Origin of the sequence: Couchioplanes caeruleus (genome assembly GCF_023499255.1) — a bacterium.
In the GTDB taxonomy this organism is placed as follows: Bacteria; Actinomycetota; Actinomycetes; order Mycobacteriales; family Micromonosporaceae; genus Actinoplanes; species Actinoplanes caeruleus_A.
In genome coordinates, this window is the sequence record NZ_CP092183.1 from 1,781,303 (window position 1) to 1,800,965 (window position 19,663).

At 72.9% G+C, this 19,663-nt stretch carries 17 protein-coding genes; 13 read left to right on the forward strand and 4 right to left on the reverse strand.

Annotation, left to right across the window (positions count from 1 at the left end; translation table 11 throughout):
- Positions 1 to 133 precede the first annotated feature (133 nt).
- Positions 134 to 556, reverse strand: coding sequence for a ferritin-like domain-containing protein (locus COUCH_RS08450; RefSeq protein WP_249611513.1), 423 nt, complete (start codon positions 554 to 556; stop codon positions 134 to 136).
- The gene (locus COUCH_RS08455) at positions 553 to 1,005 is read right to left on the reverse strand and encodes a hypothetical protein (protein WP_249611514.1); all 453 of its coding nucleotides are present in this window, start codon (positions 1,003 to 1,005) and stop codon (positions 553 to 555) included. Before COUCH_RS08455 ends, COUCH_RS08450 begins: the two co-directional genes overlap by 4 nt.
- 239 nt (positions 1,006 to 1,244) lie before the next feature.
- Here COUCH_RS08455 and rimP point away from each other — a divergent pair, with 239 nt between their 5' ends.
- From rimP to truB, 10 genes are all read left to right on the forward strand, one after another.
- Complete coding sequence (gene rimP / locus COUCH_RS08460; protein WP_249611515.1) at positions 1,245 to 1,916, forward strand: ribosome maturation factor RimP; 672 nt, start codon at positions 1,245 to 1,247, stop codon at positions 1,914 to 1,916.
- Positions 1,913 to 2,929 (forward strand): transcription termination factor NusA, encoded by a 1,017-nt coding sequence (gene nusA, locus COUCH_RS08465; protein WP_249611516.1) that lies wholly within the window; start codon positions 1,913 to 1,915, stop codon positions 2,927 to 2,929. The genes rimP and nusA overlap by 4 nt, the downstream gene beginning before the upstream one ends.
- Complete coding sequence (locus COUCH_RS38835) at positions 2,907 to 3,290, forward strand: YlxR family protein (protein WP_275980079.1); 384 nt, start codon at positions 2,907 to 2,909, stop codon at positions 3,288 to 3,290. The genes nusA and COUCH_RS38835 overlap by 23 nt, the downstream gene beginning before the upstream one ends.
- A 107-nt stretch (positions 3,291 to 3,397) precedes the next feature.
- Entirely contained in the window at positions 3,398 to 6,454 is a 3,057-nt protein-coding gene (gene infB, locus COUCH_RS08480; RefSeq protein WP_249611518.1) for a translation initiation factor IF-2, read from the forward strand.
- A 64-nt stretch (positions 6,455 to 6,518) separates the two neighbouring features.
- On the forward strand, positions 6,519 to 7,544 hold the full coding sequence (locus COUCH_RS08485; RefSeq protein ID WP_249611519.1) for a TRM11 family SAM-dependent methyltransferase: 1,026 nt from the start codon (positions 6,519 to 6,521) through the stop codon (positions 7,542 to 7,544).
- A gap of 33 nt (positions 7,545 to 7,577) precedes the next feature.
- Positions 7,578 to 7,871 carry a DUF503 domain-containing protein gene (locus COUCH_RS08490; RefSeq protein WP_249611520.1) on the forward strand — a complete coding sequence of 98 codons (294 nt, stop codon included), beginning with the start codon at positions 7,578 to 7,580 and terminating at the stop codon, positions 7,869 to 7,871.
- 511 nt (positions 7,872 to 8,382) lie between these two features.
- Positions 8,383 to 8,847, forward strand: a complete 465-nt coding sequence (rbfA, locus tag COUCH_RS08495; RefSeq protein WP_249611521.1) for a 30S ribosome-binding factor RbfA — start codon at positions 8,383 to 8,385, stop codon at positions 8,845 to 8,847.
- A gap of 158 nt (positions 8,848 to 9,005) precedes the next feature.
- A complete protein-coding gene (locus tag COUCH_RS08500) occupies positions 9,006 to 10,007 on the forward strand; it encodes a DHH family phosphoesterase (RefSeq protein ID WP_430640965.1) in 1,002 nt (333 codons plus the stop codon).
- 444 nt (positions 10,008 to 10,451) lie between these two features.
- Positions 10,452 to 11,771, forward strand: coding sequence for an MATE family efflux transporter (locus tag COUCH_RS08505; RefSeq protein ID WP_249611522.1), 1,320 nt, complete (start codon positions 10,452 to 10,454; stop codon positions 11,769 to 11,771).
- A gap of 24 nt (positions 11,772 to 11,795) precedes the next feature.
- Positions 11,796 to 12,677: a tRNA pseudouridine(55) synthase TruB gene (gene truB, locus COUCH_RS08510; RefSeq protein ID WP_275980080.1), complete on the forward strand. Its 882-nt coding sequence runs from the start codon at positions 11,796 to 11,798 to the stop codon at positions 12,675 to 12,677.
- On the opposite strand, the gene COUCH_RS08515 is transcribed toward truB, so the two are convergent.
- Together COUCH_RS08515 and COUCH_RS08520 are read right to left on the reverse strand one after the other, a co-directional pair.
- A complete protein-coding gene (locus tag COUCH_RS08515; RefSeq protein WP_249611523.1) occupies positions 12,674 to 13,081 on the reverse strand; it encodes a response regulator in 408 nt (135 codons plus the stop codon). The genes truB and COUCH_RS08515 overlap by 4 nt on opposite strands.
- Positions 13,078 to 15,696, reverse strand: coding sequence for a response regulator (locus COUCH_RS08520; RefSeq protein ID WP_249611524.1), 2,619 nt, complete (start codon positions 15,694 to 15,696; stop codon positions 13,078 to 13,080). Before COUCH_RS08520 ends, COUCH_RS08515 begins: the two co-directional genes overlap by 4 nt.
- 79 nt (positions 15,697 to 15,775) lie before the next feature.
- On the opposite strand from COUCH_RS08520, the gene COUCH_RS08525 reads away from it, so the two are divergent.
- The 3 genes from COUCH_RS08525 (at position 15,776) to COUCH_RS08535 (ending at position 19,661) form a co-directional block, all read left to right on the forward strand.
- On the forward strand, positions 15,776 to 16,708 hold the full coding sequence (locus COUCH_RS08525; RefSeq protein ID WP_249611525.1) for a bifunctional riboflavin kinase/FAD synthetase: 933 nt from the start codon (positions 15,776 to 15,778) through the stop codon (positions 16,706 to 16,708).
- 159 nt (positions 16,709 to 16,867) lie between these two features.
- Entirely contained in the window at positions 16,868 to 17,137 is a 270-nt protein-coding gene (rpsO, locus tag COUCH_RS08530) for a 30S ribosomal protein S15 (RefSeq protein ID WP_249611526.1), read from the forward strand.
- A 193-nt stretch (positions 17,138 to 17,330) separates the two neighbouring features.
- A complete protein-coding gene (locus COUCH_RS08535; protein WP_249611527.1) occupies positions 17,331 to 19,661 on the forward strand; it encodes a polyribonucleotide nucleotidyltransferase in 2,331 nt (776 codons plus the stop codon).
- The last annotated feature ends 2 nt before the right edge of the window (positions 19,662 to 19,663 follow it).

A 19,663-nucleotide genomic window follows, 5' to 3' on the forward strand; every position in this document is an offset into this window, starting at 1 on the left:
CGCTTGATTCTCGGGTACGCCGACCGCACTGTGAAGAGCTGTCCGTGACCGGCCGCTCACCATTGCGGCCCGGCGGCCGGCGTCGGCCCGGCGCCGTCCGTGCCGGGTGGCCGGCCGGGCCGCCCGGCGCGCGTCAGGGGCGTCCCGGCCAGGGGATGGTCGCCGGTGTCACCGCGCCGAGGCGCCGCCAGCGGGTCGCGCGGACGGCGGAGTCGATCAGCGCGCTGAGTGCCGTGGCCCGGTCGTCGCCCTCGGTGACCGGCAGGACGGCCCGCCACGCCTGGGCCACCCCGTCCTCCACCTGGATCGCGAGCTTCAGCGCGCTCTCCCGGCCGGTGATCGCGAACGGGAGGCGGTAACCGGCCGGGGCCGGCGCCGGCGTGGCCCGCAGCTCGGCCAGGCGGGCGACGAGCACGTCGCGGCGGTCGCGGTGGACTGCCTCGGCGGCACGCGCCTCGGTGCGGTCACCCGTACCGGTGAGCTTCACGCCCAACGCCCCGTACGCGTAGATCGCCGCCTCCTCGGCCGCCAGGGCGGCCGCCAGCTGGGCGTTCACCGCAACGCCTCGGCGTGCGCGGCCCGTGCGGCCGCGATCGATCCGACCAGCGCGACCCGCTGGACGGGAGCCTTGCGGCACGCCGCGACCGCGGTCCTCTGAGCCGACTGCTCGGCCTTGCGCAGCGCCGCCACCGTCTGGGCCGCGTCCCCGCCGGGCGCCGCCGAGGCGACCGCCGACGGCAGGGTGACGCCGATCAGCGCTGCCAGCGCCGCCGCGTGCGCCCGGTGGTCCTCGGCGAGCGGGCTCAGCCGTTCCCGCAGGCCCGGCTGGGCGACGGCGACGCGGTCGTACGCCGCGGCCAGCCGGAGGGCCTCGTCCAGCAGCGGCTGCAGCGCGTCGGGCTGCGGCGCCGGATCGGGGTCGTCGTCGAAGAGCCCGCAGCCCGCGAGCGTGGACGCGGCCACGGCCGTCCCCGCGGCGGCGCCCAGGAGCTGACGTCTGTCCACCCGGTCAGTCAACACCATCCGTGCCGCCCGCCGGAGGCTCGGTGCGACGCTCGCGCCCGCACGCCGCTGACCTGCGCATGGCGGGGATTCGGTGCGGCGGCGGCCGGGCCCGGGCCGCGGCGCGTTACGCTCTGCGTCAGCCGCCGGGGAAAACACCCCCGGTGGCATGCCGGTGTTCCCGGCGATCCACCGGTGAGCGGCGTGCCGCCCGCCGGATTCGAGCAGAAGGGTTGGGGCCGATGACGCAGCGTGGTCGCACCGGTGCCCGGCCGGCGAACCGCCGCTCCGGCAACCGGGGCCGGGATGCCTCCGACCAGCAGTCCGCGCCGGCCGCCCCGCGCATCGACCTCGTGGCCGCCCGGGCCCGGGTCCGCGCGGTGATCGAGCCGGTCGTCGCAGCCGCGGGGTACGACCTCGAAGAGGTGACCATCTCCCGGGCCGGCCGCCGTCACGTGGTACGGGTGCTCGTGGACGCCGACGGCGGGATCAGCCTCGACGACGTGGCCGTCGTGTCCCGGGACATCTCCACCGCGCTCGACGCGGCAGAGGAGACCGGAGGCGAGGTGCTCGCCGGCGAATATCAGCTCGAGGTGGGCTCGCCCGGGGTGGACCGCCCCCTGACGCTCCCGCGGCACTGGCGGCGCAACGCCGGCCGGCTCGTCGCGGTGGCCATCGGCGGCCGCTCGGTCACCGGGCGCGTCACCCAGGCGGGCGACACCGCGGTGGTGCTGGACGTCGACGGCGAGACCCGCGAGGTGGCGTACGCCGACCTCGGCCCCGGCAAGGTCCAGATCGAGTTCAAGCGGCTCGACGAGGCGGTCTTCCCGGACGAGGACGACGCCGGCGACGACGATGAAGACGAAGACGAAGACGAAGACGACGACGAGGATGGGGAGGGCGAGGAGAGGTGAACATCGACCTCGCGGCGCTGCGCGCCCTGGAGCGCGAGCGGGAGATCCCGTTCGAGACGATCCTCGCGGCGATCGAGACGGCGCTGCTGACCGCGTACCGGCACACCGAGGGCGCGGAGAGTCACGCCCGGGTGGAGATCGACCGCAAGACCGGCGCGGCCTCGGTGTACGCGCAGGAGCTCGACGCCGACGGCACTGTCGTCCGGGAGTGGGACGACACCCCGCACGACTTCGGGCGCATCGCGGCGATGACCGCCAAGCAGGTCATCCTGCAGCGGCTGCGCGAGGCGACCGACGAGGCCCACTTCGGTGAGTACGCCGGCCGCGACGGTGACCTGGTCACCGGCATCGTGCAGGCGGACGCGGCGCGGGCCGAGAAGGGCATCGTGATCGTCGACCTGGGCAAGCTCGAGGCGGTGCTGCCGCAGTCCGAGCAGGTCCCCGGCGAGACGTACGAGCACGGCTCCCGCATCCGCGCCATCGTCGTGCACGTGGCCAAGGGCTTCCGCGGGCCGCAGATCACGCTGTCCCGCTCGCACCCGGCGCTGGTGAAGAAGCTGTTCGCGCTCGAGGTGCCGGAGATCGCCGACGGCACCGTGGAGATCGCGGCCATCGCACGTGAGTCTGGTCACCGTACGAAGATCGCGGTCCGCTCGACCGTGCCCGGCGTCAACGCCAAGGGCGCCTGCATCGGGCCGATGGGCCAGCGGGTCCGCGCGGTGATGAGCGAGCTGCACGGCGAGAAGATCGACATCATCGACTGGTCGGACGATCCGGCGCAGTTCGTCGGCAACGCGCTCTCACCGGCGAAGGCCCTGCGTGTGGAGGTGGTGGACGCCGCCTCCCGCACCGCCCGGGTCACCGTGCCCGACTTCCAGCTCTCCCTGGCGATCGGCCGGGAGGGACAGAACGCCCGGCTCGCGGCCCGGCTGACCGGATGGCGCATCGACATCCGGCCCGACAACGAGCCGGCCACGGCCGGGGAGCGGGATGCCGCCGAGACGGGAAGCTGACCGGATACGCGGACCGCGCGTACGAGGGGTAGACTTTTCGGAGGTCGGCCCGGTGCGAACCTGCATCGGTTGTCGCTCACGCGCGCTGACCTCCCAGTTACTGCGGTTCGTCGTGGTGGGAGCGGGAGATGATCTCCGGCTTCAACCCGATCCGGGCCGCAGACTGCCGGGTCGGGGAGCGCACCTGCATCCTGATCCGGCTTGCTTCGCGCAGGCGGAGCGGCGACGTGCCTTCGGGCGCGCGTTGCGTCTCACCGGTGTTGCTGACACCGGCTTGCTTGCCGAGCACATCCGCGCGGTCACGCCGCCCGGAAAGACCGATGACGAGGCGTCGGAGCCCCGTCACGACCCAGCAAGGTAGGACGACCGACATGAGCACACGATGAAGTCCCTGAAATGACCAGGCTTCAAGTGCAGGAGTGAGGTCGCTGCGGGTTCGGCTCGCACGACCTCGAAGTGAGGAGTGCAGTGCCAGGTAAGGCCCGCGTACACGAGCTCGCGAAGGAGCTCGGGGTCGACAGCAAGACCGTTCTCGCCAAGCTCAAGGAGATGGGCGAGTTCGTCAAGTCCGCATCCAGCACGGTCGAGGCCCCCGTGGCCCGACGGCTGAGGGGTGCCCTCGACGCCCAGAACGGTGCCGCTGCGGCGGCCCCCGCCACGGCGGCGCCGAGCGCCCCGGCGCCCAGCGCGCCCCGTCCCAGCCCCACGACCGCCCGGCCGCAGCCGCCGCGCCGGCCTACGGCTCCGGCCGCGGAAGCGCCCAGCGCGCCCGCGTCCCCGGCGCCGAGCCCCGGCTCGCTGGCCCGGCCCAAGCCGCCGGTTCCGAACCGTCCGGGCCCCACGCCCGGCCCGGTCGCCAAGCCGGCGAGCGCACACGACATCGAGGTGGCGGCCGCCGAGGCGCGCGCCTCGGCACTGAAGGCCGAGCAGGAAGCCGCGGTGAAGGCGGCCCAGGCCGCCCGTACCCGTGACGCCGAGCGCCGGGCGCAGCAGCCCCCGGCCGACGGCACCTCCCGGCCGCGGCCTCCGGGCCCCGGCTCGGTCCCGCCGCGTCCCGGCTCTCCCGCGGCCGCCCGTCCCGGCACGCCGGGCGCTCCGGCCCCGGGTCGTCCCGGCCCGGCCGGTGGCGCTCCGCGCCCGCCGGCCCGCGGTCCCGGCAACAACCCGTTCGGCGTGTCCGGCGGCGCGAGCGCGCGGCCGACCCCGTCGGCGATGCCGCGTCCCAACCCGGCGGGCATGCCGCCGCGGCCGAGCCCTGCCTCGATGCCGCCGCGGCCCAGCCCCGCGTCCATGCCCTCGCAGCGTCCCGGCCGTCCGGCCGGACCCGGCGCCGGCCGCCCCGGCGGTCCCGGTGGCGCCGGCCGTGGCGGTCCCGGTGGCGGCGGTTTCCGTCCCGGTGGCGGCGGCGGTGCCGGTGGCGGCGGTTACCGTGGCGGCCCTGGTGGCGGCGGCGGTGCCGGTGGCGGCGGTTACCGTGGCGGTCCCGGTGGCGGCGGCGGTGCCGGTGGCGGTTTCCGTCCCGGTGGCGGCGGCGGTGGCCCGGTCGGTGGCGCCCCCGGTCGTCCGGGTGGCGGCGGCCGCGGTCGTGGCGGCGGTGCCGCGGGTGCCTTCGGGCGTCCCGGTGGCCGGCCGACCCGTGGCCGGAAGTCGAAGAAGCAGCGGCGTCAGGAGTTCGACAACCTGTCGGCTCCGCAGATGAGCTCGGGCGCCCCGCGCGGTCAGGGTCAGGAGATCCGGCTGTCGCGCGGTGCGTCGCTCTCCGACTTCGCCGACAAGATCAACGCGAACCCCGGCTCGCTGGTCCAGGAGATGTTCAACCTGGGCGAGATGGTGACGGCGACGCAGTCGTGTTCCGACGACACGCTGCTGCTGCTCGGCGAGCACCTGGGCTTCAACGTCCAGATCGTCAGCCCCGAGGACGAGGACCGCGAGCTGCTCGCGCAGTTCAACATCGACCTCGACGCCGACGTCGCCGAGGACCGCCTCGTCACCCGGCCGCCGGTCGTGACCGTCATGGGTCACGTCGACCACGGTAAGACGAAGCTGCTCGACGCGATCCGCAAGACCAACGTGGTGGCCGGCGAGGCGGGTGGCATCACCCAGCACATCGGCGCCTACCAGGTGGGCTACGAGCACAACGGCATCGACCGTGCCATCACGTTCCTGGACACCCCGGGTCACGAGGCGTTCACCGCCATGCGTGCCCGTGGCGCCCAGGCGACGGACATCGTCATCCTGGTGGTGGCCGCCGACGACGGCGTCATGCCGCAGACGGTGGAGGCGCTGAACCACGCCAAGGCGGCCGAGGTGCCGATCGTGGTCGCGGTCAACAAGGTCGACAAGCCGGACGCCAACCCGGAGAAGGTCCGCCAGCAGCTGGCCGACTACGGGCTGCTCGCCGAGGAGTACGGCGGCGAGACGATGTTCGTCAACGTCGCGGCGAAGCCGGGCATCGGCATCGACGACCTGCTCGAGGCCGTCCTGCTGACCGCCGACGCGTCGCTGGAGCTGACCGCTCCGATCGACGGCCCCGCCCAGGGTGTCGTGGTCGAGTCGCACCTGGACAAGGGCCGCGGTGCGGTCGCCACCGTCCTGGTGCAGAAGGGCACGCTCCGGGCCGGCGACTCGATCGTGGCGGGCGGCGCGCACGGCCGCGTCCGCGCCATGCTCGACGAGAACGGCCAGACCGTGGCCGAGGCCGAGCCGGCTCGTCCGGTCCTGGTGCTGGGTCTGACCTCGGTGCCGGGCGCGGGCGACACGTTCCTCGCCGCCGAGGACGACCGCACGGTGCGGCAGATCGCCGAGCAGCGGCAGGCACGCCGCCGCGCGGCGAGCTTCGCCAACTCGCGCGGCCGGGCCACCCTCGAGACGCTCATGGAGCAGCTCAAGGAGGGCGAGAAGACCTCGCTCACGCTGCTCATCAAGGGTGACTCCTCCGGTTCGGTGGAGGCCCTCGAGGACGCGCTGTTCAAGATCGAGATTCCGGACGAGATCCAGCTCAAGGTCATCCACCGCGGCGTCGGTGCGATCACCGAGAGCGACGTCAACCTGGCGTCGGCCTCGTCGGAGCAGATCGCGACGATCATCGGCTTCAACGTCCGGGCCTCGAACAAGGTCAAGGAGATGGCCGACCGCGCCGGCGTGGAGATCCGCTACTACAGCGTGATCTACCAGGCCATCGAGGAGATCGAGGCGGCGCTCAAGGGCCTGCTCAAGCCCGAGTACGAAGAGGTCGAGCTGGGCACGGCGGAGATCCGCGAGGTCTTCCGCTCGTCCAAGATCGGTCTCATCGCGGGTTGTATGGTCCGGTCGGGCCTCATCCGCCGCAACGCCAAGGCGCGCGTCCTGCGCGAGGGTGTCGTGGTGGCGGAGAACGTCACGATCAGCTCGCTGAAGCGGTTCAAGGACGACGCCACCGAGGTCCGCGAGGGCTTCGAGTGTGGTCTGACGCTCCAGGGCTTCGGCACGCCGCAGACGGGCGACGTGATCGAGACCTTCGAGATGCGCGAGAAGCCGCGGGCCTGATGACCCCGGCATGACCACGGCCCCCGGTGCTCCGGCACCGGGGGCCGTTGTCTTTACTACTGGGATGTCCCGCTACGCCCTCCTGCTCGCCCCCTCCGCCAACCGCGTCTACGCCGACCAGGCCGGCCGCCTCTCCCGGGCCGAGCTCGCCGCCTTCTCACCCGTACTGACCGGGTCGCTGAGCGAGATCGACGAGGCCACCATCGGCGGCGTGGGCTACCTGACCTTCACGGGCGACCTCGCCGACCGGGACATCGCGTACCTGTCGAACCTGTCCGCCGGCTACGCCCTCTTCGAACGGGTCGGCGACGAGCTGCTGCGGCCCGTACCGCTGAGCCCGCTGGCCCGCTTCGACAGCGACCTCATCACGATCCCGAAGTACGCCGGCAAGACCAACGAGCAGTTCACCAAGCTGCTGCTCAACCTCACCCTGCTCGCCTCCGCCTCCGCGCAGCGCATGCTCGACAAGCAGCTCACTGTCTGCGACCCGCTGGCGGGTCGCGGGACCACGCTCAACCAGGCCCTCATGTACGGGTACGACGCGCTGGGCGTGGAGATCGACGGCAAGGACGTGGAGGCGTACAAGCTGTTCCTGCAGACGTGGCTGAAGCGCAAACGCCTCAAGCACACCGCGGAGCTCGTCCCCGTACGCCGCCAGGGGCGCCGGGCCGCCCGCCGTCTCGAGGTGACGCTGGCGGCCAGCAAGGAGGACCACAAGGCGGGCGCCGTGCAGAAGGTCACGGTGCTGCACGCCGACACCACCCAGCTCGACGGCCTGCTGCGCGCCAACTGCGCCGACGTGGTCGTGGCGGACCTGCCGTACGGCGTCGCCCACGGCAGCTACGACGACGAGGGCGGCATCTCCCGCCGGCCGCTGGACCTGCTCGAACGCGCCGTACCGCAGTGGGCCGCCCTGCTGCGGCCCGGCGGAGCCATCGGCCTGTCCTGGAACACCAAGGTCGCCAGGCGCGAGCTCGCCGAGGACGTCCTGCTCGCCAACGGCCTGCAGATCGTGGCCCACGACACCCTGAGCCACCGGGTCGACCAGGGCATCGAGCGGGACGTCGTGGTGGCCCGGAAACCCGGGTGATCGTGTCGGTGGGCGGGCGTACGCTGCTCCCTGATGTATACGGAGACTGCGGTATTCGACCTGCTCCTGCCCGGTGACTCCCGCTCGCTCAAGCAGAAGCGCGGCTACGTACGGCCGATCATCGCTCTGCTGAAGAAGTTCGAGGTGAGCGTCGCCGAGGTGGGGATGCACGACCTGCACGGGCGGGCGCTGATCGGGGTGGCGGCGGTTGCGGGGGAGCCCGGGCATGCTCGGGCTGTGGTGGATACCTGTGAGAACCAGGTTGCTGGGCGGCCTGAGGTTGAGGTGTTGTCCGTGCGACGGCGGTTGTTCGGGGATGACGACTGAGGTTTTTGGTTGGTGCGCCCCCGAAGCCGTTGTGGTCCCGGTGGGTGAGGCGTGGCACGCGGCCGGGTGGACGTGCGGCCTCCCGTGGTGATGCGGGCATTGTGGAGCCGGCAGCGCGGCTGTCGCCGAGCTTCGCCTCTGCTGTTCCGCCGGCCGGCAGCGCCGCGGCCGGATTGAGCCACTGCCCTGTCCGTTGGACGGGGGAGCGCCGCCGGCGCCGTCGGTCGGCAGCGCTGGGTGGCCCGCGTTGTCAGGGGCCAACCGCGGCAAGCCCCGGCGGCCGACCACGGCGGCCGGCCGCGTCTGGCCGTGGCTGAGTGCGGCGGTTGGCTTCGGCGGGCGGCGGGGGTTGCCGGCTGCGGTGGGGCGGGGTGGGGATGGGCTGGTGGCGCGGGGTGGGAGCGGGACGGACCGGCGGGACGTTCGGGCGGCCGCGGTCGTGGGTAGGCTCTCAGACGTTGGGCGGGGGTTCGGTCCCGGCCCTGAGGCACGGTTGTCGGAGGTGGGCGATATGTCGGACCCGGCCAAGACGCGCCGGCACGCGGAGCGTGTCCGGGAGTTGGTGGCTTCGCTGGTGCGCGAGATCAAGGATCCCCGGCTCGGCATGGTGACGATCACGGACGCCCGGATCACGGGTGACCTGCGCGACGCCCACGTGTACTACACCGTGCTGGGTGATCAGACCGAGCAGGCCTCGACCGCCGCCGCGCTGGAGAGCGCCAAGGGCATGTTGCGCAGCCGGGTGGGTCACGCGCTCGGGCTGCGGCACTCGCCGAGCCTCGCCTTCGTCCTGGACAACGTGCTGGACCACGCCAAGGAGATCGACGACCTGCTGGCCGCGGCTCGCCATCGGGATGCCGAGGTGCAGCGGCTGGCCGCCGGGAAGCAGTATGCCGGCGATCCGGACCCGTACAAGGCGGAGCCGGAGGACGAGGACGAGGCCGACGAGCGGGTGGGCGCCGAGGAGAAACGGTGACGGAGGCGGTCGCGGCGGCCCTCCCGGTGCCGGGTGGGCGAACTCCCGCGGCCCGGCCCGCCGCGGCGGAGACCCCGGCCTCGAACCAGGCCGCGGCGGGTCCCGAAGCGGGCCCGGCGCCGGCCGTCGGCTCGGAGGCGGATCAGGCCGCGGTGGCGATCTCGGACGCTGACTGGGGTGCCGCGGTGCGTACGGTGCGGGAGCTCGCTCCTGAGGGCCGGGTGCTGCTGGTCTGCCACGTGAATCCCGACGGCGACGCGCTGGGCAGCATGCTCGGGTTCGCGCTCGGGCTGCGGCGGCTGGGCGTGCGCCGGATGCAGGCGACCTTCCCCGGCCCGTTCGAGGTGCCCGAGCCGTTCACCGCGCTGCCCGGCCTCGAGCTGCTGGTGCCGGAGCAGGAGGCGTACGCGAATCCGGATCTGGCCCTGGTCTTCGACGTGGCGGCGGAGTCTCGCATGGGCGCCCTGGCGGACCGGGTGAGCGCCGCGGGTGCGACGGTCGTGCTGGACCATCACGCCTCGAACACCGGTTTCGGCGACGTGAACCTGGTCGACGCCACCGCGGCCGCCACGTCGGTGGTCGTCGAGGAGCTGCTGCGGCGGCTGGGCGTGCCGCTGGACGTGGAGATCGCCGAGTGCCTGTACGTGGCGCTGGCGACGGACACCGGCTCGTTCCGGTTCGACATGACGACGCCGCGGGTGCACGAGATGGCGGCCCGGCTGATCGCGACCGGGCTGCGGCCGGGGGAGATCTCGCGGCGCATCTTCGACAGCCGGCCGTTCGGGGCGATGAAGCTGTTCGCCGACGTCCTGGGGCGGGCGCAGCTGGATCCGACGGCCGCGGCCGGGCACGGCATGGTGTGGACGTACGCGACGCTCGAGGACCTCGAGCGGCACGGGCAGCGGCCGTACGTGCTCGACGCGCTGATCGATCCGGTGCGGTCGGTGGCGGAGGTGGACGTGGCGGTGGTCGTGAAGCAGACCGGCGACGCCGAATGGGCGGTGTCCATGCGCAGCAAAGGTGCCGTGGACGTGAGCGCGGTGGCGGTGGCGCTGGGCGGTGGCGGGCACCGGCTGGCGGCGGGCTTCACCGGGTACGGGACCCCCGGCGATGTCGTCTTCTCCGTACGGGAGCAATTGACCGCGCATCTGCTCACCTAGGGCGACGGATCAGCGGACAGGCCGGCCTTCGGGCCGGCCTGTCGTGTTTTGGCGTCCCGCTCTACGGGATGTGCGGGGCACACAGCGGGACTGAACGATAGTTTGAGTTAACGGTGATTTGGTTTTTGCACGGTCACGACCACGGGCCGCCGTGAAGACCTCGAGCCACCCGGATGCACCCATCCGGGCCGCGTTGCCCCCGCGCCGCCTCCGGTGATCCCGGACCGGCCCTCGCGACGCCCCGCTCGACCGATCCCTGTGGAAGGACCCAGTCAGATGGCTGCCAAGCCGAAGCCCCAGCCCACCGAAGACGCCCGCGAGCAGGCCCGCCGCGCCCTGCAGACGTCCCTGGACACGCGCCAGTAGGACACCCCCAGCCGGCCGGTGGGTAACCGGCCGATGCGCGTTGCGATCCTTACGGCAGGGCGGGCATCATGAGGTTCCATGAGCCCGTCCGCCGTGGTCGCCGACCGCACCCTGACCGGGCGCATCGCTGCGCTCGCCGTGCCGGCGCTGGTCGTGCTGGCGGCCGAGCCGCTCTACGTGCTGGTCGACACGGCCGTCGTGGGCCACCTCGGCCGGGTGCCCCTCGCCGCGGTTGCCGTCGGCGGCACGGTGATGTCGCTCGCCGTCTGGTTCGGCACGCTGATGGCGTACGGCACGACCGGCCGCGCCGCCCGCAGGTTCGGCGCCGGCGACCGCACGGCGGCCGTCGCCGAAGGGGTCCAGGCGTCCTGGCTGGCGCTGACCACCGGCGTGCTGCTGGCGCTGCTCGCCCAGCTCTTCGCCGGCCCGCTCACCCGGGCCCTCGCGAGCGATCCGGCAACGGCGCAGGCGGCCGCCGGATGGCTGCGCATCGCCGTGCTGGGTGCGCCGGGTCTGCTCCTCGCCGCGGCCGGGAACGGCTGGATGCGCGGCGTGCAGGACACCCGCCGCCCGCTGTATTTCGTGCTCGGCGCGAACGTGCTCTCCGCCGTGCTCTGCCCCCTGCTGGTGTACCTGGCCGGATGGGGCCTGACCGGCTCCGCCGTGGCCAACGTCGTCGCCCAGAGCCTCTCCGGCGGCCTGTTCCTGTGGGCGCTGGTCCGCGAGCGCACACCCCTGCGGCCCGACGTCGCGGTGATCGGTAACCAGCTGGTCCTGGGGCGTGACCTGCTGATCCGCGGCGCGGCGTTCCAGGCCTGCTGGCTGTCGGCGACGGCCGTGGCCGCCCGGTTCGGGGTCGCCGCCGTCGGCGCCCATCAGATCGCCCTGCAGCTGTGGTTCTTCGCCGCGCTGACGCTGGACGCGGTCGCCATCGCCGCGCAGTCGCTGGTCGGCGCCGCGCTCGGGGCCGGGGACCACGTGGCGGCACGCGAGGTGGCCCGCCGGGTGACCATCGTGGGCGGAATCGCCGGCCTGGCGTTCGCGGTGCTGGCCGCGGCGGGCGCCGACGTGATCCCCGGGTTGTTCACCGGTGACCGGGCCGTCCACGACCAGGCCGCGGTCGTGTGGCCCTGGTTCGTCGGCATGCTGCCGTTCGCCGGTGTCGTCTACGCCCTCGACGGGGTGATGATCGGCGCGGGCGACGTCGGCTACCTGCGCACGATGACCCTGGTGGGCGCGCTCGGCGGTTTCCTGCCGCTGATCTGGCTCGCGTACGCGTTCCGCTGGGGCCTGCCCGGCATCTGGGCCGGCCTCGCCGTGTTCACGCTGGTCCGCCTCGTCGCCCTGCTCGTGCGGTGGCGGGGCTCGCGCTGGGCGGTCCTGGGCGTCACCCGCTGACCGCCGTCTGGTTGGGTGGACGCCGTGAACACCGACGGTCTCATCGTTGTGGACAAGCCGGCCGGGATGACCTCCCACGACGTCGTGGCGCGGATCCGGCGGCTGGCCAAGACCCGCAGGGTGGGGCACGGCGGCACGCTGGACCCGATGGCCACCGGCGTTCTCGTCATCGGCGTCAACCGGGCTACCCGGCTGCTGACGTACGTGATCGGCTCCCGCAAGAGCTACCTCGCGACGATCCGGCTGGGCCAGTCGACCGTCACCGACGACGCCGAGGGTGACGTGACCGCCACGATCTCGGCGGCGGAGGTCACCGAGGAGGCGGTACGGGCCGGGCTGGCGGCTCAGGTCGGCGAGATCGACCAGGTGCCCAGCGCGGTCAGCGCGATCAAGGTGAACGGGCAGCGGGCGTACAAGCGGGTCCGCGACGGCGAGGAGGTCGAGCTCGCCGCGCGCCGGATCACGATCCACAGCCTCGACGTGCTGGACGTGCGGCACTCCGGTGACGTGGTCGACGTCGACGTGGACGTCACCTGCTCGAGCGGTACGTACATCCGGGCGATCGCCCGGGACCTGGGCCGGGGGCTGGGCGTCGGGGGCCACCTCACCGCGCTGCGGCGTACGGCGGTGGGCGCGATGACGCTGGCCGAGGCGTCGACGCTGGAGCAGCTCGAGCAGCGGGCGCCGGACGTCGTGTCGCTGTCCCTGGCCGAGGCCGCCGGGCGGGCGTTCCCGCGCCGCGACGCCACGGTGGACGAGGTGCGGGTGCTCAGCCACGGCGGCCCGCTGGAGCCGGTCGGCATCGAGGGCCCGTACGCCGTCTTCGACCCGGCGGGCGAGGTCCTGGCCGTCGTCTCCGAGCGCGGCGGCAGGGCCCGCGCCGAGATCGTGCTGGCCCCGGCCTAGCGCTTCGGCAGGTGCTCGGCGACGACGGCGACCAGGTCGGCGGCCGCGTACGGCTTGTCGAGGAACCCGTCGCAGCCCGCCTCCAGCGCCGCCGCCCGGTCCTGGGGGAGCACGCTGGCAGTGACCGCCACCACGGCCGGTCGCCGGCGCCCGGCCGTCGCCGTACCGTCCGCCAGCTCGCCGGCGAGTGACAGGCCGTTGCCGTCCGGCAGGTTCATGTCGAGCAGGACCAGGTCGACGTCCTCCGCGTCCAGCCGGCTCCGCGCCGCGGCCAGGGTCGGCGCCTCCAGCACCTCGGCCGCCCGGACGGCGGCCACCTCGGCCCGGGCGAGTACCGCCTTGACCAGCGTGCGGTTCAGCTCCTCGTCCTCGACGAGCAGAATTCGCGGGTTCTCGGCCGTCACCGTTGCTCCTTGTCGACGTCGGTGCGCACGCCCAGCAGCGGCGCGAATCCCTGCGTGCCGGTGCCGCCGGCCATCGTTGTCGCCACCACGCCGCCGGCCAGCGCCATCAGCGAGGCGTCGCCGGCGGCCTGGGTCAGGCCCACCACCGGCACGTCGCGGGTCGCGGGGTCCTGCTCGAGCGCGGCGATCATGTCGAAGCCGTCGTCCTCGTGGGTCTGCAGCTCGCAGACGATGAGGTCGAAGCGGCTCTCCCGGCTCTTGGCGAGCCCGTCGCGCCCGTCGGCGACGGCGACCACGTCGGCGCCCCCGGCGCGCAGGCCGTCCTCGATCGCCCGGCGCACGGCGTCGTCGTGGTCGACCACGAGCACCCGCGGGGTGGGCCGGGTCGCGATCGCCCTGGCCAGCGCGCCGAGCAACGCCGCCTGGTCGATCGGCTTCACGAAGTAGTCGTCGGCGCCCAGCGCGATCCCGGCCTGCCGCTCGTCGATGATGGTGGCGAAGAACACCGGAATGCCGGCCAGCCCGGGGTCGGCTTTGAGCCGCCGGAGCACCTCGAAGCCGTCGATGCCGGGCAGCGCCACGTCGAGCACGATCGCGTCCGGTGGGCGTTCGGCGGCGGCGGACAGGGCGGCCTCGCCGGTCGCGATGACGTCGACGTGGTAGCCCGCGTTGCCCAGCTGGGTGCTCAGCAGCTCCGCCGCCTGCGGGTCGTCCTCCACCAGCAGCACCCGTGCGCCCTCGCCGGGGCGGCTCTCCGTCACGGGCCGGCCCTCGGGCGCCGCGGGCAGCCGTACGGTGAAGGAACTGCCCTCTCCCGGCGCCGAGTGCAGCGAGATCTCCCCGTCGTGGGCCTCGACGAGGCGCTTGGTGAGCGCGAGCCCGAGGCCGGTGCCGGCGCGCTGCCGGTCCGGGTCGCCGACCTGCTGGAACTCCTCGAACACCCGGTGGTGGTCGGCCGCCGCGATCCCGACGCCGGTGTCCGAGACGATGACCGCCACCCGGTCGTCCTCGACGGAGGTCGCGACGGTGATCCGGCCGCCCGCGGGGGTGAACTTGATCGCGTTCGACAGCAGGTTCTCGACGATCTGCCGGAAGCGCACCCGGTCGGCGTTCGCGGTGGCCGGCCGCAGCGCCGTGACGACCTCCAGCCCTTTCGTGCCGATGAGCGGCGACAGGCTGGTGAGCAGCTCGGCCACGGCGGTGTCCACGCGCAGCGGCGCCAGGCGCAGGTCCAGCCGCCCGGCCTCCACCTTGGCCAGGTCCAGGATGTCGTTGATGAGCCCCAGCAGGTGCCGCCCGCTGGTGTGGATGTGCTCGACCCAGTCGGCGGGAACGCGGCGCCGGTCGCCGTCCGGCTCCTCCAGCCGCATCAGGTCGCTGAAGCCGATGATCGCGTTGAGCGGGGTCCGCAGCTCGTGGCTCATGTTGGCCAGGAACGCGCTCTTCGCCTGGCTCGCCCGGGTCAGGGCCTCCACCGACGCGCTCAGCTCCGCGGCCATCCGGTGCTGTGCCGCCAGGACGGCCTGCCGCTCGGCGAGGATGCCGGCCTGGCCGCCGAGCAGCGCGAGCAGCCGCAGGTCGTCGTCGCTGAACAGGCTGCGGTGCCGGTTGAACAGCAGCACCGCGCCCTCCGCGTCCGGCGGCACCGGCATGCTCATCAGCGTCACGAAGTCGTCGCCGAGGTCGTCGCCGAAGTGCCGGACCAGGGCGTCGCCGCCCTCGCGCAGGCGGGCCGGCCGGCCGGCGCGGATGAGCGCGGTGAGGTCGGTCGCGCCGAGCTCGGCCGGCATGCTGATCGACGGCCCGGCATAGCCGATCGGCGCGAGCTGGCCGTCCGGTCGCGGCATGAGGACGGCGACCGCGTCGGCCCCGGTCTGCACGCGCATGATCTCCGCGTACGTCTGCCAGACCTGGTCCGGGGTCTCGACGTGGGCGTGCAGCAGGCGCTCGGTCACCGACTGCGCCGCGGAGGCGGAGAAGGCCCGGCGCAGCCAGCGCGGCGGCAGGAACGCGATGAGGTAGCCGATGCCGGAGAGCAGGGCCAGCACCCGGTTGGTGACGCCGAAAGCCGGGTCCGCGTGGGGCAGTGCGGCGATGCCGATCAGCACGATCATCACCGCGAACGCCACGGTGGCCCCGGAGGCGATCGTGAGCCGTGCGCGGTTGGCGCCGGACCGGGTGCGGGCCTTGCCGTACAGCAGCGCCGCCGCCATGAGCTCGCTGCAGAAGAAGCTGCCGACCGCGAAGATCAGCCAGCCGACCGGCAGCGGCCGGGGCACGAACAGCATGGGTACGGCCACCGCGAGGAACGTCGCGAACATGGCGACGTGCAGCCACCGCGGCACCCCGCGCAGCCGGCTCGCGAGCCGCACGGTCAGGTACGGCTGGGCGAGCAGCACGGTCAGTGTGACCATGCTGACCCACGCGGGCAGGTCCGCGTTCAGCCGCCGCGCCACGTCGGCGCAGAAGAGCAGCGTGCAGGGCAGGAAGACCAGGGTCGCGTCCCGTTGCAGAGGGTCGCGTCCGCGCAGGTAGCCGAGGAGCGCCCGCGCGAAAAGGACGACGAAGGTGAATTCCGCCGTCAGCAGGATGAAAGCACTCCAGTCGATGTGCATATCGGGATCAACTGTAGCGTTTCAGGCAGTCGTGCAGACCGATACTCTTACGCCCGGGACGCACAGGGGAGGCGCGGGAATGCAGCGGTGGCGCGGCTACGAGGCGGTGCCGGGCGGGTTCGGCCGGTCCGTGGTGACGATCGGGGTCTTCGACGGCGTGCACCGCGGCCACCAGGCGATCATCGGCTACACCGTGAAGCGCGCCCGCGACATGGGGCTGCAGTCGGTCGTCGTGACGTTCGACCCGCACCCCGCGGAGGTCGTACGGCCCGGCTCCCACCCGGCCGTGCTGACCGAGCCGGTGCGCAAGGCGGAGCTGCTCGAGCAACTCGGCGTCGACGCGCTCTGCGTGGTCCCGTTCACCCCGGCCTTCTCGCACCTCGGCCCGGAGGAGTTCGTGCACGACGTGCTCGTGGACGCGCTGCACGCCGCGGTGGTGGTCGAGGGGGACAACTTCCGCTTCGGTCACAAGGCGGCCGGCGACCTGCCGCTGCTCGCCCGGCTGGGCCGCACGTTCGGGTTCACCGTCGAGGAGGCGCCGCTCGTGGCCGAGGACGGGCTCGTCTTCTCGTCCACGTACATCCGCAGTTGCGTCGACGCCGGGGACGTCGCGGCCGCCGCCGCCGCGCTCGGCCGCCCGCACCGCCTGGCCGGCGTGGTGGTCCGCGGCGATCAGCGCGGCCGTGAGCTGGGCTTTCCCACCGCCAACCTGATGTGCCACCGCTATGCGGCCATCCCGGCCGACGGCGTGTACGCGGCCTGGCTGGTGCGCGGCGGTGACCGCGGCGGCCCGCTGCCGGCGTCCGTCTCGGTCGGCACCAACCCCACGTTCTCCGGCAGGGAGCGCCGGGTCGAGGCCTACGTCCTCGACTTCGACGGCGACCTGTACGGCGAACGGGTGAGCCTCGACTTCGTCGCCCATCTGCGGGAGCAGCGCACATATACCGGCATCGAGCCGCTGGTCGCGCAGATCCGCCTGGACGTGGAGGAGACCCGCGCGCTGCTGCGTTAGAGGCCTTCAGTCCGGTCGTGGGTGGCGGGCGGGGCGATCGGATGGGGCTGGTAGGGTTGAATCCGGATGGGCTTATTCCGTCCACGGTCCCGCCTGCCTGCCCGACGCCGCGGGCCGCGGGGACACCGCATTCACCGGCAACACAGAATCACGGAGAACATGGCGCTCGACCAAGAGACCAAGACCAAGATCATGGGCGAGTACGCGACCCAGGAGGGCGACACCGGCTCTCCCGAGGTTCAGGTCGCGATGCTCACCAAGCGGATCGCCGACCTCACCGAGCACCTCAAGGTGCACAAGCACGACCACCACAGCCGTCGTGGTCTGCTGCTGCTGGTGGGTCGTCGCCGCCGCCTCCTCAACTACGTGCAGAAGAAGGACATCGCGCGCTACCGGACGCTGATCGAGCGTCTCGGCCTGCGCCGATGACCTGACGGGGGAGTGGCCGAGGTGGCCGCTCCCCCGAGCTTTACCACCGGACCCGCGCGGCCGCAGTAAGAGACGGCACCGGTCCTCGGTAGTGGTTCCCGGGCTGAATCCCGGGCACTTCGATCGAAGACCGGCCACGCTGTAACCGCGCTGTAGAGACCGCCGGGTCCTCGACGAAGGAGTACCGCACCACATGACAGAGCAGAAAGCTCTCGGCACCGAAACTCGCACCGCCGTCATCGACAACGGCTCGTTCGGCACCCGCGAGGTCGTCTTCTCCACCGGCCGGCTGGCCAAGCAGGCCGCCGGCTCGGTGATCGTCCAGCTGGGCGAGACCACGGTCCTGTCGGCCACCACGGCCGGCAAGACGCCCAAGGAGCACTTCGACTTCTTCCCGCTCACGGTGGACGTCGAGGAGCGGATGTACGCGGTCGGGCGCATCCCCGGCTCGTTCTTCCGCCGCGAGGGCCGCCCCAGCGAGGACGCCATCCTCACCTGCCGCCTGATCGACCGGCCGCTGCGCCCGTCGTTCACCAAGGGCCTGCGCAACGAGGTCCAGGTCGTCGAGACCATCCTCGCGCTCGACCCGCAGCACCCGTACGACGTCGTCGCCATGAACGGCGCCTCGATGTCGACCAAGCTCTCCGGCCTGCCGTTCAGCGGCCCGGTCGGCTCGACCCGCGTCGCGCACGTCGAGGGCCAGTGGGTCGCCTTCCCGACCCTCGAGGAGCTCGAGCGCGCCACCTTCGACATGGTGGTCGCGGGCCGGGTCACCGCCGACGGCGATGTCGCGATCATGATGGTCGAGGCCGAGGCCACCCCGCAGGCGGTCAAGCTGATCCAGGCCGGCGCCACCGCGCCGACCGAGGAGGTCGTCGCCAGCGGGCTCGAGGCCGCCAAGCCGGCCATCCGCGAGCTGTGCCGCGCGCAGAGCGAGCTCGCCGAGGTCGCCGCGAAGCCGGTCCAGGAGTTCCCGGTCTTCCTCGACTACCAGGACGACGTCTACGCCGCCGTGGTCGAGGCTGTCCGCGAGGAGACCGCCGAGGCGCTCAAGATCGCCGGTAAGCAGGAGCGCGAGGAGGCCCTCGACCGGGTCAAGGCCAAGGCGCACGAGCTGCTCGACGAGCGGTTCGAGGGCCGGGAGAAGGAGATCAGCGCGGCGTTCCGCTCGGTCACCAAGTCCGAGGTCCGCCAGCGCGTGCTGCGCGAGCAGGTCCGCATCGACGGCCGCGGCCCGCGCGACATCCGCCCGCTGACCGCCGAGGTCGGCATCCTCCCGCGGGTGCACGGCTCGGCGCTGTTCGAGCGGGGCGAGACCCAGATCATGGGCGTCACCACGCTGAACATGCTGCGCATGGAGCAGGCCCTGGACACGCTCGCCCCCGAGAAGTCCAAGCGCTACATGCACAACTACAACTTCCCGCCGTACTCGACCGGTGAGACCGGCCGGGTGGGCTCGCCGAAGCGCCGCGAGATCGGCCACGGCGCGCTGGCCGAGCGGGCCCTCGTGCCCGTGCTGCCGTCGCGCGAGGAGTTCCCGTACGCGATCCGCCAGGTCTCCGAGGCGCTGGGCTCCAACGGCTCGACCTCGATGGGCTCGGTCTGCGCCTCCACGCTGTCGCTGCTGAGCGCCGGCGTGCCGCTCAAGGCGCCGGTCGCCGGCATCGCGATGGGCCTGATCTCGGACGAGGTCGACGGCAAGACGCAGTACGTCGCGCTGACCGACATCCTCGGCGCTGAGGACGCGTTCGGCGACATGGACTTCAAGGTCGCCGGCACCAGCGAGTTCGTCACCGCGCTGCAGCTCGACACCAAGCTCGACGGCATCCCGTCGGACGTGCTGGCCGGCGCGCTGCAGCAGGCCCACGACGCCCGGGCCACGATCCTCGAGGTCATGGACCAGGCGATCAACAGCCCGGCCGAGATGAGCCAGTACGCGCCGCGGGTCACCAGCGTGAAGATCCCGGTCGACAAGATCGGCATGGTCATCGGCCCGAAGGGCCAGACGATCAACGCGATCCAGGACGAGACCGGCGCCGACATCTCCATCGAGGACGACGGCACGATCTACGTCGGCGCGACCAACGGCCCGGCCGCCGAGGCCGCGGTCGAGCGGATCAACGCCATCGCGAACCCGACCCTGCCGAAGGTGGGGGACAAGTTCCTCGGCACGGTGGTGAAGACGGCCGCGTTCGGCGCGTTCATCTCGCTGCTGCCCGGCCGCGACGGCCTGCTGCACATCTCCAAGGTGGGCGACGGCAAGCGCGTCGACAAGGTCGAGGACTTCCTCAACGTCGGCGACAAGGTCGAGGTCTCGATCGCGGACATCGACAACCGGGGCAAGATCTACCTCGACAAGGTCCGCCCCGAGGGCGAGGCGGCTCCCGAGGGCGCTGCGGCTCCCGCGGCGTCGGACAAGCCCCGCGAGGAGCGCGCTCCCCGCGGTGACCGGGGCGAGGGTGGCGACGCGCCGCGCCGGCGCCGGTCGCGTCCGAGCGGCGACCGCGGTGGCGACCGCGGCTAATT

Coding starts and splice junctions, on each gene's coding strand:
- rimP (WP_249611515.1), top strand. CDS start 1,245: ATGACGCAGCGTGGTCGCACCGGTGCCCGGCCGGCGAACCGCCGCTCC.
- COUCH_RS38835 (WP_275980079.1), top strand. CDS start 2,907: ATGCCGCCGAGACGGGAAGCTGACCGGATACGCGGACCGCGCGTACGA.
- COUCH_RS08485 (WP_249611519.1), top strand. CDS start 6,519: ATGTCCCGCTACGCCCTCCTGCTCGCCCCCTCCGCCAACCGCGTCTAC.
- COUCH_RS08490 (WP_249611520.1), top strand. CDS start 7,578: ATGTATACGGAGACTGCGGTATTCGACCTGCTCCTGCCCGGTGACTCC.
- rbfA (WP_249611521.1), top strand. CDS start 8,383: ATGTCGGACCCGGCCAAGACGCGCCGGCACGCGGAGCGTGTCCGGGAG.
- COUCH_RS08505 (WP_249611522.1), top strand. CDS start 10,452: ATGAGCCCGTCCGCCGTGGTCGCCGACCGCACCCTGACCGGGCGCATC.
- COUCH_RS08520 (WP_249611524.1), bottom strand. CDS start 15,696: ATGCACATCGACTGGAGTGCTTTCATCCTGCTGACGGCGGAATTCACC.
- COUCH_RS08525 (WP_249611525.1), top strand. CDS start 15,776: ATGCAGCGGTGGCGCGGCTACGAGGCGGTGCCGGGCGGGTTCGGCCGG.
- rpsO (WP_249611526.1), top strand. CDS start 16,868: ATGGCGCTCGACCAAGAGACCAAGACCAAGATCATGGGCGAGTACGCG.
- COUCH_RS08535 (WP_249611527.1), top strand. CDS start 17,331: ATGACAGAGCAGAAAGCTCTCGGCACCGAAACTCGCACCGCCGTCATC.